The sequence below is a fragment of the Streptomyces sp. UNOC14_S4 genome, from assembly GCF_020740835.1.
Lineage (GTDB): Bacteria > Actinomycetota > Actinomycetes > Streptomycetales > Streptomycetaceae > Streptomyces.
Genome location: NZ_JAINFC010000194.1, coordinates 1 through 12826 on the forward strand (window position 1 = coordinate 1; position 12826 = coordinate 12826).

At 72.2% G+C, this 12826-nt stretch carries 11 protein-coding genes; 4 read left to right on the plus strand and 7 right to left on the minus strand.

The genetic code is table 11. From position 1 onward, the window contains the following. The 3 genes from K6I34_RS18630 to K6I34_RS18640 all read right to left on the minus strand — a co-directional run. The coding region (locus tag K6I34_RS18630) for a carbamoyltransferase C-terminal domain-containing protein (protein WP_229327413.1) at positions 1 to 1699 on the minus strand (1699 nt) is incomplete at its 3' end. Positions 1700 to 1727: 28 nt separating this feature from the next. Then, complete coding sequence (locus K6I34_RS18635) at positions 1728 to 3281, minus strand: B12-binding domain-containing radical SAM protein (protein ID WP_229327414.1); 1554 nt, start codon at positions 3279 to 3281, stop codon at positions 1728 to 1730. A gap of 53 nt (positions 3282 to 3334) precedes the next feature. Further along, complete coding sequence (locus K6I34_RS18640; protein ID WP_229327415.1) at positions 3335 to 4081, minus strand: phytanoyl-CoA dioxygenase family protein; 747 nt, start codon at positions 4079 to 4081, stop codon at positions 3335 to 3337. Between the two features lie 254 nt (positions 4082 to 4335). Between K6I34_RS18640 and K6I34_RS18645 the strand changes: the two genes are divergently transcribed. From K6I34_RS18645 to K6I34_RS18655, 3 genes are read left to right on the plus strand one after another with little or no spacing between them, the layout of a single operon-like run. After that, positions 4336 to 4788 carry a cupin domain-containing protein gene (locus tag K6I34_RS18645; protein WP_229327416.1) on the plus strand — a complete coding sequence of 151 codons (453 nt, stop codon included), beginning with the start codon at positions 4336 to 4338 and terminating at the stop codon, positions 4786 to 4788. A 25-nt stretch (positions 4789 to 4813) separates the two neighbouring features. After that, positions 4814 to 6412: a pyridoxal phosphate-dependent aminotransferase gene (locus tag K6I34_RS18650; protein WP_229327417.1), complete on the plus strand. Its 1599-nt coding sequence runs from the start codon at positions 4814 to 4816 to the stop codon at positions 6410 to 6412. Positions 6413 to 6470: 58 nt separating this feature from the next. Beyond that, a complete protein-coding gene (locus K6I34_RS18655) occupies positions 6471 to 7463 on the plus strand; it encodes an NAD-dependent epimerase/dehydratase family protein (protein WP_229327418.1) in 993 nt (330 codons plus the stop codon). A gap of 131 nt (positions 7464 to 7594) precedes the next feature. Here K6I34_RS18655 and K6I34_RS18660 read toward each other — a convergent pair whose 3' ends face one another. Continuing rightward, complete coding sequence (locus tag K6I34_RS18660; RefSeq protein ID WP_229327419.1) at positions 7595 to 7831, minus strand: chaplin; 237 nt, start codon at positions 7829 to 7831, stop codon at positions 7595 to 7597. 332 nt (positions 7832 to 8163) lie between these two features. On the opposite strand from K6I34_RS18660, the gene K6I34_RS18665 reads away from it, so the two are divergent. After that, positions 8164 to 8385 carry a hypothetical protein gene (locus K6I34_RS18665; protein WP_229327420.1) on the plus strand — a complete coding sequence of 74 codons (222 nt, stop codon included), beginning with the start codon at positions 8164 to 8166 and terminating at the stop codon, positions 8383 to 8385. Here the strand turns inward: K6I34_RS18665 and K6I34_RS18670 are convergent. From K6I34_RS18670 to K6I34_RS18685, 3 genes are read right to left on the minus strand one after another with little or no spacing between them, the layout of a single operon-like run. Continuing rightward, positions 8382 to 9566 (minus strand): acyltransferase, encoded by a 1185-nt coding sequence (locus K6I34_RS18670; RefSeq protein WP_229327421.1) that lies wholly within the window; start codon positions 9564 to 9566, stop codon positions 8382 to 8384. The two genes, K6I34_RS18665 and K6I34_RS18670, sit on opposite strands and share 4 nt — an antisense overlap. A gap of 9 nt (positions 9567 to 9575) precedes the next feature. Further along, positions 9576 to 10913, minus strand: coding sequence for an FAD-dependent monooxygenase (locus K6I34_RS18675; RefSeq protein WP_229327422.1), 1338 nt, complete (start codon positions 10911 to 10913; stop codon positions 9576 to 9578). Next, complete coding sequence (locus K6I34_RS18685) at positions 10910 to 12328, minus strand: cytochrome P450 (protein WP_275127094.1); 1419 nt, start codon at positions 12326 to 12328, stop codon at positions 10910 to 10912. Before K6I34_RS18685 ends, K6I34_RS18675 begins: the two co-directional genes overlap by 4 nt. Positions 12329 to 12826 lie beyond the last annotated feature (498 nt).

Sequence of the window (12826 nt, forward strand, 5' to 3'; positions counted from 1 at the left end):
GTACGGGGGCGGGCGGGGTGCGCTTGTCCGCGAAGAGCCGGTCGTCGATGCACAGGGCGTCCATGGTGGAGGTCAGATAGAGCCGGAAGGCCTGTTCGCAGGTCTGGACGAGGGGTTCGCCACGGTCGTTGAAGGAGGTGTTGAGCAGGACGCCCAGGCCGGTGCGCCGTTTGAAGGCCGTGAGCAGGGCATGGAACCGCGGATTCTGCTCCTCGGTGACCGTCTGCACCCGTGCGGTGCCGTCGACGTGGCCGACGGAGGCGAGCTTGTCCCGCCACTCCTCGCGGATCGGCGCGACGACGGTCATGTACGGCAGGTCCTGGTCGGCCTCGAAGTACTCGGCCAGGTCCTCCCGGAGCACCGAGGGGGCGAACGGGCGCCAGTTCTCGCGGTGTTTGATGCCGTCGTTGATCCTCCGCTTGATGTCGGGGGCGACCGGGCTGCCGAGGATCGAGCGGTTGCCGAGGGCCCGCGGGCCGATCTCGGAGCGGCCCTGGACCCAGCCCAGGGTCTTCCCGGCGGCCAGGAGACGGGCGACCGTGTCCCAGTCGTCGACGCGTACGCCGTGCTGGCCGTGGCGGGCGGCGACGCGCGGGAGGTTCCCGGTGTCGATCGCGCGTCCGTGGTAGGCGTGGGTGATGTGCCACCGGCGGCGGGGCCCGGGGCCGGTGAGCCGGTGGTGGGCGTAGAGGGCGCCGCCGAGGGCCGTGCCCGAGTCGTTGGCCTGGGGGTAGACGTCGATCCGCTCGAAGAGGCCGCTGCGCAGGAGCCGGCCGTTGGCGGCGGAGTTGAGGGCGACTCCCCCGGTGACGAGGAGGTTGGCGGACCCGGTCGTCTCCCTGAGGTGCCGTGCGGAGTTGAGCATGATCTCCTCGCAGACGGCCTGGACGGCGGCGGCGACGTCCTGGTGCAGCGGGGTGAGGGGCTCGTCGGGCCGCCGGGGCGGGCCGAAGGCCCGGGTGAAGAAGGTCGCGGCCAGTTCGGTGGAGGTGTAGGTGTGCGTGCCGCGCCGCCGGGCGGGCAGGAAGGCGTAGTCCCCGGTGGCGTCCACGTGGAGGAAGGCGTCGAGTGCGCTCCTGCGCCGTTCCGGGTCCCCGTAGGCCGCGAGGGCCATGGTCTTGCCCTCTTCGCCGAAGCCCCAGCCCAGCCACATGGTGGCGCCCTGGTAGAAGAGGCCGAGGGACTGCGGCAGCGGGGTGGTGCGCAGGACGCGCAGGTCGTCGCCGGTGCCGTGGGCGAGCATCGAGGTCTCGGTCTCGCCGCTGCCGTCCACGCTGAGGACGGCGGCGTCCTCGTAGGGGCCGGCGTAGTACACGCCCGCGCAGTGGCAGACGTGGTGGGGGATGTTCACGACGCGGTCGGCGGGGAAGCCGGCGGCGAGCAGGGTCTTGTGCCAGGTGGGGATGCGCCATTCGAGGTGGCGTTCCATGGCGTCCGCGGCGGCGCCCGCGAGGAACGTGCGCGCCTGGCGTTTGCGGGCGTCCAGCCGGGCCGGGTCGATGCAGTTGGTGACCAGGTCGATCTGCCGGGGCGCGATGGAGTGTTCGTCGAGGGCCTCGAAGAGCACGGACAGGTGGCTGGACATGCCGTGCTTGACGCGGTTGAAGCGCTCCTGCTCGTAGACGAAGAGGGGTTCCCCGTCCCGGATCAGGGCGAAGCAGGCGTCGTGCTGCACCGGTTTGGTACCGAGAATGATCACGCGGACCCCGTCCTTCCCGCCGGACCGGTCACCCTGCGGCCCCTTCGGACAGTCGCAGCCAGCTCCGCTGGTCCCTGTTGAGCAGGGCGTAGGCGAGGTTCCGGGCGTAGTGCAGCACCTGCGGGTCGATCTTCAGGTTCCGGAACGGCGAGGGCGACTGGGCCTTGGAGAACCCCATGTCGTCCGGGCGCACGGCCGGGTCGAGCTGTCCGTTCGCCACGGCCTGGTCGTAGATGGCGGTCCCGGGGAAGGGCTGGACCATGAAGAAGCCGCAGCCGTGAAGGCCCGCGTCCATGGCGCGGCGTGCCAGCCAGAAGGTGCGGGTCAGTTCCTCGACGGTCTCGTCCGGGTAGCCGACCATGAAATTGCCGTTGATCGTGAAGCCCATTGCGCGCATCACGCGGACGAGTTCGAGGACATCGCATTTGTCCAGGCGCCATTTGGAGGTCGAATAGGCGTCGAGCACCCGCTGGGAGCCGGATTCGAAGGGCAGGCCGATCCGGCGGAATCCGGCCGCGTGGAGGTGCTCCAGCAGTTCCACGTCGACGACGAGGCGGTCGCTCCTCCCGTCGCGCCGGAAGAGGTGCCGGATGTTCACCCCGTTGATGTCGGCGAGTTCGAAGTCGTACCGCCGCATCAGGTCGAGGACCTGGTGCACCCGGTGTTTCCAGGCGAGCAGCGAGTCGTCGTTGATGTAGACGAGATCGACCCCGAGGCCCTTGAGCGTGTCCAGTTCGCGTTCGACCCGTTCCACCGAGTGGAAGCGGAGATCCCCGATCTCCCCGGCCTCTCCCCCGCGTTCCTTGGAGATGTGGCAATAGGTGCAGCGGTAGGGGCAGCCGCGCGAGGTGAGGATGGAGGCGAAGTGGGGTTTCTGGCCCTCGTCCATCCAGCCCTCGCGCCCGCCCCACAGCACGCTGATGTCCCAGTACTGCTCGTTGGGCAGCGCGTCCCACGAGGGCATGGGGTATTCGTCCAGGTCGGTGACGAGCCGGGTGCCGCGGGTGGTCACGGTCCGGCCGTCCCGCCGGAAGCTGATCGACGGCACCGCGTCGAGCGCGGGCGTCCCGGAGCGCAGGTGTTCGGCGAAGGCGACCAGGGGTTCCTCACCCTCCGAGAGGAAGACGACGTCGTAGCCGCTGTCGAAGAACATCTCCTTGAGGCTGCGGGCGTTGACGCCACCCGCGACCAGGATCTTCTCCGGGAAGGCGGACTTGACGAGACGGGCGAGGTCGAGGCAGCAGGCCGTCTGCTGCGTGAAGATGGAGCTCACCGCGACGACGTCGAACGCCTCGACCTCCTCCAGGATGCGTTCCGGCCTCAGACCGATTCGGAACAGATCCTTCCCGAGCTCGGGCATCGGCTCCTTGCGGTAGAAGGTGTCCTCCAGCCGGTCGCGCCCGGGGCGGCCGATGCTGGTGTCGAGGAGGTCGGCGTCGAACCCGGCCGCGCGCAGCGCCGCGTGGAGGTACGGCAGGGCCAGCGAGCAGTCGGGGCGGTAGACCTCGTCCGGGTAGTACTGGAGCGGTGGGTAGAGACACAGGACGCGGGGATCCCGCGGCCGCCGGTCGAGCACGCTCATCGCGGTTCCTCCCCGCTGTCGCGCCCCGCCGCCTCCCCGAGGGCAGGGCCGTCTCACCGTCCGGTCGCCTGTGCCCGCCGCGCGTGCCGGTTGTAGGACTCCGAGACCGCCGGGTCCCGGCACGCGGAGGTGCCCTGGAACCACATGGCGAACGCCGCGCGCGCCCGGTGCTCCGAGCGGTTGGCCGGGGCGCGGTGCACCGTGAGGGGGTGGTGGCAGACGAGGTCGCCCGGGTCGAGCTCGACGGGCACCTCGCGTTCCTCGTCCGCCGGGCCGAAGTCCGCGGCCACGGCGAAGCCGCGCACCCCGCTGTAGGTGTGCCGCCGCATGCCCCAGCGGTGCGAGCCGGGCACGTACCGCAGACACCCGTTGTCCTCGTCGATGCGCTCGTCCGTCGCCAGCAGCATCTCCACGCCGCTCGGCGGGTCGAGGCCGAGCGAGCAGTTGTCCTGGTGCGGTGGCGTCGGGCTGTCGGCGGCGGGCGGCTTGTCGAGGTAGATCGGCGGCTCGGCGGTGGCCGGTTCGCCGAGCAGGGCCTGTGCGAGTGACGTCCATTTCGGGTGGGAGCGGTAATTCTCGAAATACGTGTCGCAGTTCATGCGCAGGACCATCCGGACCCGCCGGGCCCCGTTCCTGCCCCGCACGTGGAATACCTGTGTGTCCGGGAGCGCCGGCACCACGTCGTCGAGGAACCGGTGGATGTGGAAACGGAGTTCGGCCAGCTCGGCCCGTTCCAGGAAATCACGGACGACGACGTATCCGTCCCGTTCATAGGCCACTTTGTACGGCAGACAGTCCATATCCCACCCACTCTTCGGCCTTCTTCCTCAGCTGAGCACAGCCCGTGCCTCGATCGCAAGAGGAGATTTCCGGTCGGCCACGGCGAAGTCCCCGCCCGTCCCTGTCCGTCGTACGGCGGCCGTGGCACACTGCCCGTGAAGTGCCCGCGACCGCGCACGCCCGGAGCACCCGGTCCTTTCGCACCGTTCATTCGCTGCCGTCACGCAGACGTTCCACTGTGAAGCCATAAGCCATGAAGTCATGAAGAGGGCGTATGGAGACGACGTTCGACCCGGAGAGGCCCGACCGGGAACGTTTCGATCCGGAGAAACACATCCGGCACCTCGGCGCCGAGCCGGTGATCGGCCTGCTCGACCCTCGCGGCCGGGTGCTGCCGGGCATCAGCGGGACGGCCGGAGTCGCCGAACGCATCGCGGCGGGCGCGGAGATCGGCATCGACCGGATCATGATGAAGCCCGGTTCGGCGTTCGCGCTCCACACCCATCCCGGCGCCCACATCCTCTATGTCCTGCGCGCCCGGGGCATCATCCATGTGGACGGCACGGACTACGCGATGGCCGAAGGCGACACCGTCTACGTACCGGCTCATTACGCCCACGGCGTGCGGACCCTCGGTGATTCCCGCACCCCTCTGGAATTCCTGGCGTTCGGCGTACCGCACATGCCCCTGGACTCGTCCCGGAGGATGAGTTTCGTCGAGCCGTGAGGCCGCGAGCAGCGGAGCGGGGATCATGCATCTCTTCGACGCGCGTCCCGCCGGACGCCGCCCGTCCGTGCCGCCCGAGGCGCGGGCCGCCGCGGCCCCCGGCACGGCCGACGACGGCCGCGTGTTCGTACCGTCCGTGGACGAGCGGACGCTGGACGTCTACGCGCGGGCCCTCGACCCGCGGGACGCCTTCGAGCTGCGGGACCTGTGGCTGGGGCGCGTCGAGCACGAGACCGGCGGCGACGGACGCCCCTGGCTCGCCGAGGGCTGGCGCCGGGCCCCGGTCCGCCGGACGGTGCACCCGGACGAGGTCCTCTCGTCCCGCGCCACCGTGCGCTTCGTCAAGGAGCTGTTCAACTGGTACTTCCGCGACGACCTCTACGGGCGGCTGCGGCCGCGGGTCGCGGTCATCCTCTCCAGCGGCTCCGTCAGCGAGGAGGCGTGGGGCCTCCCGGAGACCCTCAAGAGCTGTCTGCACCACGCGCTCGACGCGGACTGGTCCGGCCGCGCCGCCCGGCGGGGGCACCGTACCGCCCGCGAGGCCATCGCCGCCTACGAGTCCGCGCGCATCGCGGGCCCCGGCTACACGGCGGACAACGTGGCCGTCACCCTCGGCGGCACCGCGTCGATCGCCTCGCTCGCGGACCACGTCCTGCGCGGGGACACGCGCCGGCGGCCCACGCTGTGCGGCATTCCCAACTACCCGCCGCTGGTGGAGTCCGTCGCCCGGCGGGGCGCGGTCCGTCTCGTGCCCCTGCCCTGCCGGTCCGGGCGGGTGCGGCTGGACCCGCTGATCCGCGCGCTCGGGCCGGACACCCCGATGGTGCTGCTCCAGACGGTGACCAATCCGACCGGCGCGCTGGTGCCCGAGGACGAGATCGCCCGGCTGGTGCGCGCCGCCTCGCCGACGACCGCGATCGTCCTCGACGAGTGCCACGAATGGCTCGGGCCCGTGGGCACCTTCGCCCCCGCGCGGGCGGCGCCCAACGTGATCCGGGTCTCCAGCCTCTCCAAGACGTGGTCGGTGCCGGGCCTGAAGGCGGGCTGGCTGCTGGCCGACGCCCGGTTCGTGGCCGGCTACCTCTCCCGCGCGGACGCCGTCGGCCCGCCGCCCCTCTACGACACGCTCCTGGAGGTGCTGGCCCGGATGGAGCGATGGCTCCTGGCCGGGGTCGAGTCGCCCGGGGCCGGGCACGTCGCGGAGGTCGCGGCGTCCCACGCCGTGGACGGGCGGAGGCTGGCGGAGGCGTACCGCGACTACCGTGCCGAGCGCCTCGCCCGCGACCTCGCCCTGCGGACCCTGCGGGACGCCGCGGTCGCGGGCCTGACCGGGGCGACGGCCGCGGTCGTGCCGCCGCACTACTCCATCAACGCGGCCGTCGAGTTCCCCGGCTGGGACGACTCCTACCGGTGCTTCCGCGATCTGCTGGCGGAGACGGGGGTCTCGGTCTTCCCCGGGATCCTCACGTTCTGTTTCTCCGGCGGCGTCGTCCGCGTCACGACCGCCCGCTCGTGGCCGGACCTCGCGACCGCGCTCGCGCTGCTGCACGCGCGCTTCGCCGCGACGCCCGTCCCGCGCGCGGGCTCGGCGCCGGGCCCGCCGCAGGGGCCATCGGCTCGATGAGTGAGCCGCGGCCGCAGTGGTACCACCGCACACACCACCCGTCGAGAAGGGACCGCCCGTGCCCGGACAACCCGTTCCAGCGACCGTGTGCCTCCGCCGGGCGGTGGTGACGGGCGCGGCCGGTTTCATCGGTTCCCGGCTGACGCTGGCCCTGCTGCGGAGCGGCGTCCGCGTGGTCGGCGTCGACCGCCGCGACCCGGCCGACGACCCGGTGGCCGCCTGCCACCTCGCCGCGGTCACGGACGCGCCCGGCTACCGTCACCTCCACGCCGATCTGCTGGCCTGCGCCCTGGACGCCCCGCTGCGGGGCGCGGACGCGGTGTTCCACCTGGCCGGGATCCCCGGGGTGCGCCCGTCCTGGGGACCGCGGTTCGCCGAGTACGTCCACTGCAACGTCCTCGCCACCCAGCGCGTGATGGAGGCGGCCGCGCGTACGGGGGTCCCCCGGGTCGTCGTCGCCTCGTCCTCCAGCGTCTACGGCGCGACCGACGGCACACCGAGCTCCGAGCGCGACCTCCCGCGCCCGGCCTCGCCGTACGCCGTGACGAAGCTCGCCGAGGAGCAGCTGTGCCTCGCGCACGCGGCCCGCGCCGACTGCCCCACCAGCGTCGTCGCCCTGCGGTACTTCACCGTCTACGGGCCCGGCCAGCGCGCCGACATGTTCGTCCACCGCGCCCTGCGCGCGGCCCTGACCGGGGAGCCGCTGCGCCTGTACGGGGACGGCGGGCAGCGGCGCGACTTCACCTACGTGGACGACGCGGTGGCCGCGACCGTCACCGCGGCCTCGGCACCGCGCGGCAGCGCCGTCGTCAACGTGGGCGGGGGCTCCGGCGCGTCGCTCCGCGACGTGGTGCACATCGCGGAGAGCCTGACGGGACGGACGGTCCGGCTCCTCCACGACACCCCGCGCCCGGGGGACGTCCCGGCCACCCGCGCCGACATCACCCGCGCGTACCGCCTCCTCGGCTGGCGGCCTCGCGTCGGCCTGCGGTCCGGCATGCTCCGGCAGCTGCGGACACTGAGCCGTCCGGAGGGCCGGGTCACGGCGTGAGGGGCCGCACACGAAGTCATGTGCAAAGGGACATACGAAGGGGCCGCGCGCCCTGGGCGGAACCCAGAGCGCGCGGCCCGCCACAGGCGTACGGCCCTCCTGTGGCTCCCTCGGCGGCTGGTGCCGAAGGCTCAGTGGTTGACGAGGGTGTTGCCCTGGCTGAGGTTGCCGACACCGATAACGGAGATCACGTTGCCGCCGACGTTCGGGGAGACACGCGGGGTGACCTGGACGACGTTCCCGGCGGCCACACCCGGGGACATCTCGGCGTGCCCGACGGCCTGCCCGTCCGCGCTCGCGGCGGCGGCACCGGCGCCGAGGGCCGCGGCGGCGAGGGCGGTGACGGCGGCGGCGTTGCGGATGCTCATGACTTCTCCAGTGGTTGGGGGGTTCAAAGGGGGGAGCCAGGCAAAAGCTCTGGCAAGAAGGAGTCTCGCGTAGGAAAAACCGCTGGAGCTACAGCCTGCCGGTATGTTCATCCTCCTCCGTGATCATGCATCCTGCATTGACCCCCTGTGAGTTCACGCACATCAACTCACTGACGAACAGGGCGAGTTGGGAAGATGCGTACGGCGATCACCTGTACCGGCCGCCCGGCTTGCCGCACACGCCCGCCGACGGGTACCCAGCGTCACCCGTTCGCCCCACACCCCCACCACGTCCGGGTGCGGGCCCGGGCGCACCCCCGCATGGTGGGTACATGGCCGCGCCGATCTCCGTGCACCGCCTCGACGCCGGGGGCGGCCGTCGCGTCACCGCCCGCCGCCAGGACGGCGAACACATCCTGGGCATGGCCTACCGCGACGCCGACGTCGTGGAATTCCTGCGCAGGGCCGGTCTTCCGGAGGCGGAGGAACTGCTCGACGACCCCGAAACGGTGGAGTGGCTGGTGGACCGGCCCCACGAGTGGACGGCGGCTTAGTTCCCGCCCCGCGTCCCCGCGTGCTCTCCGCTGCCCGCCAGGCCCGGCTCCCCGACGGTCGGCCGTCGCGCGGACGGGGTGGCGAAGCGGCGCATGCAGGGGCGTTCCACGCGCGTGTGCAGCAGCCAGGACACGAGGAGGGTGGCGACGAGCGCGATCCCGGTGCGCCCCGTGATGCCCAGAGCGCTGCCGAGGTAATGATTGACCGTCAGAATCACGATGAAGTGCGTGAGATAGACGGCGTACGACAGCTCGCCAAGGCGCCTCATGACCAGGGTGCGCAGGAGTGAGCGGCGCCCTGCGACATCCGCGGCCGCCAAGGCCAGCAGGAGCAGCGCGAGCGGAAGCACCGTCACGGCGGCGAGCGCGAACGGCGAGGGCAGCAGCCTGCGACCTGCCGCCAGCGCACCGAGCACGAGCAGGGCCGCGGGCAGACTGCCGACCCGACGGGCGATCCGGGCGATCCGGGCGCCGGGCCGCAGATGGATTCTGGCGAGGATCATGCCGAGCACGAACTCCGGCAGGCGGCCGGCCGGGAAGAGATACGCCAGCCCCACCTGGGGCAGGGTGAGGTCGAAGCCCGGGATGAACTGGTGGGCGGGCTCAGGACCGTCCAGGGCGAGCGAGGCGAGCGGCACCGCCCAGACCGCCGCCACGGCGGCTCCCGCGGCCAGGGGCAGCCGTGCGGGCCGGATGGCGTCGATCCGGGCCAGCAGGAACGGGAAGAGCAGATAGAACACCACCTCGCAGGTGAGCGACCAGGTGACCGGGTTACCCCCGGCGGCGATCCGCTCCACGGGAATGAGGGTGTTCACCAGGAGGGCCCCGGCGAGGTCACCGGGAACCGAGGCGTCGTATCCGTCCCCCCGGGGTACGCCCGCGCACCGGACGAGCAGGACGAAGCCCGCCCAGACGACGAGGTGGCTCGGACAGATCCGGAAGAGGCGCTTTCGCAGGAAGGACCGGGCCGTGTCCGCCGGTGACGCGGTACAGGTCAGGACGAAGCCGCTGAGGAGGAAGAAGAGGGAGACAGCCGTCGTTCCCAGGGAAACGGCGAAGACCGGGAGAGAGAGCCGACCACTCCTGTCGTCCTGACCGGCGAAGTACACGACATGCGTCAGGAAGACGACACTTGCGGCCACACCCCTCATCCCGGTGAGGGACGGCAGTCGCTCGGGCATGGCGCCACCTCACGGTGCGTCGTGCCGGACGAGGCGGCACGCGGTCGGGGCGGACGGCAGACGGAACGGGTGAACGGGGCCACGGCATATCCACCACAGCCAGGCGGCGTAATCCGTACAACCCCGCGCCGGAGCGTGCCACCCGGCACGGCCGCCGTGGGCGGTGAGGCGTTCGCCCAGGGCGCGGGCGGCGACATGCGCGACGGCACCGGCCAGTGCGGCCGTGCTGTGCTCCTCGGCGCACAGCACCCGCATCATCCGCTCGCGCTCGAAGGCGCTGTCACGCAGGACGGCGTACATGCTCCTGCGCAGCTCGGCGGTGGCCCGCCCGGGGTCGCAGAACATGCGGTGCATGGCCGCGGCGAGGTGTTCGTTGGCACGCCCGGCGGCCTGACGGCGACGGCCGTGGCCGGTGACGTCGTCGCTGTGCGCGAGGCACTCGGCGTCGCGCAGGGCGAAGGTGAGCCCGGACGCGATCAGTGGGTGGCAGATACCGACGGCGTCTCCGACCAGGGCGTACGGGCCCCGGCCGTGGAAGCCGCGCGGCCGCAGCCGGTTGGCGGCCCACCGGATACGCCCCCGGGCCAGGACGTCCCGGAACGCCGCGGCCAGCTCCCCGGGCAGGAAGGGCGCGTAGGCGTGGTCCAGGAAGGCCAGGAGGGCGGCGGCACGCAGCGGCAGCAGGGGGACGTCGAGCGTCAGCCGGACGGTGTCGGGGTCCAGGCGGTAGGCCAGCGCGGGTCCGGGGCCGCCCGCGAAGACATGGCCGTAGCCCTCCAGCGGCAGCGCGACGCCGTGCAGCAGGATTCCAGCCGTGCGCGAGACGGTCGTCGCCGGGGCGGGAGCGGGGCGGAGCACGCGCCGCACCGCGGAGTTCTGCCCGTCGGCGCCGACGACGCGCCGTACTCGGGCACGCCGCCGGGGGCCGTCGTCCTCGGTCCAGGTGAGGGTGGTGCTCTCGACGGAGCCGACGCGTGCGCCGAGGAGCAGGGTGATGCCCGGCCGGTTCGCGGCCGTGGCACGGAGGGCGGTGACCAGGTCCGCGTGGGGCACGACGGCGGCCAGGCCGCCGTCGGGGCACGGGAGCGCGATGGGCGGGTCGCCGTCCTCGGGGTGCAGGACGAAGCCGCGTGCGGAAGTGGCACGGGCCGTCGGCAGGTCAGCGCCGAGCCGTCGCAGGACGTCGACGCCGCGGGGGTGAAGCCACTCGCCGGCGAGCCGTGCCGGGGGCGTGCGCGAGGCCTCCAGGAGCAGGACCCGCCGGCCCAGACGGGCGTGGGCGAGGGCCGCCGCACAGCCTGCCGGACCCGCGCCGACGACCGCCACGTCGTAGGCGGGCGTGCTCATGACGTCCTTCGCCGGTAGCGCACCAGGCACGGCTGACGGGGCGGCATGAAACTGCGCCGTGCCACGCGGATCCCGGGGTCGACGAGTTCAAGGTCGAAGGTGCGCAGCACGACGCTCCAGAGGGACTTGACAGCCATCTGGGCGAAGGACATGCCCAGGCACGGGGCGCGCCCGCCGCTGAAGCCGATCAACGGGCTCGGTGTGCCGTGGTGTTCCTCGCGCCCCGGGAGGTACCGGTCCGGGTCGTAGCGCTCCGGGTCGCGGAAGAGGTGCGGCAGACGGTGCGAGGCCGCGGGGCACAGGAGCACCAAGTGGCCGCGTGGTACCGCGTACCCCTCGATGACCAGGTCGCGTGCGGCCGTGCGGGGGATCACGACGGCGGACGGGTGCAGGCGTTCGGCCTCCAGCATGCAGTGGCCCAGACGGTGCATCCTGTGCAGCAGTCGAGGGCTCGCCGACGGGGAGTCGGTGAACAGCTCTTCTTGTTCCTCCACCAGGACGGGCAGCCACTCGGGGTGCTGGAGCAGCAGGGCGCCTGTCCAGGCGCCGTACACGGCCGTGGTCTCGTTGGCGGCGTAGAGCCAGGCGATCACGAGGTCGGCGGCGTCGTCCGCGTCCAGTGCGGGCTCCTCCGACGGCGCCTTGCCCGTCAGCACGTCGAAGGGGCTGTGCGGGAAGCCGGACGGCCGGTCTCCCGGGGCGAGTTCCTTGATGGCGTGCCTGAGCGTCTCCCGCGCGCGGTCACGCCGCCGGTAGCACGGCAGGGGTGCCCTCGGATCGATGGCGAAGGACACCATGAGGGCCGTCTCCAGGTGCCCCAGCAGGGCGGGGACCCGTACCCCCACTGCCTGGCCGAAGCCTGGGCCGATCAGGCAGTGCGTGGTCATGAGGGCCGTCATCTCGCGCACGGCCGTCACCAGGTCGACCGTGCCGTGCGCACCCCAGTCCGCGGTGTACCGCTCGGCGACACGCGCCATGGTCACGGCGTGGTGGCCCATGGCCTCACGCTGCAGCGCGGGCAGCAGCCTCCGGTTCTGGGCCGCCATGACGTCCTCCGGGGCGTCGAACGCCACGCGGGGGCCGAAGACGATGCCGAGGCGGCGTCCCAGCGCCCGGCGGTCGAGATCCTCGTGGGAGCGGTTCAGTACGGCGGCGTTGACGCGCGGACCGCAGAAGGAGGCCACTTCCGTGCCCGCGACACGAAAGGTCAGGGCCTCACCGAGAGCGAGGTGCTGGCGCAGCAGGAAGCCCACGAGGTCGCGCAGGAAAGGCACGGCGTGGCCGATCAGCGGACGGCCTCCGGGTACGCGGGGCAGTTCCCGGGCCGCCTCCGGTTCCTGCCCGGGCGGGGCTTCCCGGCGCGCGCCGTGGACCGGGCAGCCCTGCGCGGGACGCGAGGCACGGTCGGTGGTCATGGCCACTCCTCGTGGTGTGCCGGACGTGTCGTGTGCCGGATGTGTCAGGTGCCGGACGTGTCGGGTCGGCGGGGGCGCGCGGCATTCATGACTGCTCGGCGCGGGACGTGTCCGTCCGGACCAGATGTGTCCGGACGGAAAGGGCTCCCCTTTGCTCCCGGGGAGGACAGCGCGGTGCCGGGCGCCGACACCGCACTTCACTGGCGCTCTCCGTGGCGGAGCGGAACGTTCTGCTCTTCTTTCATGAGGATGGGGAGAGATGAGCATCCGCAAACGCACTCCACGTGATGCCGTGGTAAGTACGACTACCCGCCCGATGGCCGTTTGCGCGGAGCCGGAACCGTGCGCACGGCGACGGTACGCGTCACCCGCTCAAGCCGCCGGAACGGCGGTGTGCCAGGCCGCCAGCGCCCACAAGGGGAAGTAGTGCCGGTAGCCGTCGTAATTGATCATGCTGGTGCGGTTGAAGACACCGGCGAAGCCCTCCCTCCCGTAGCC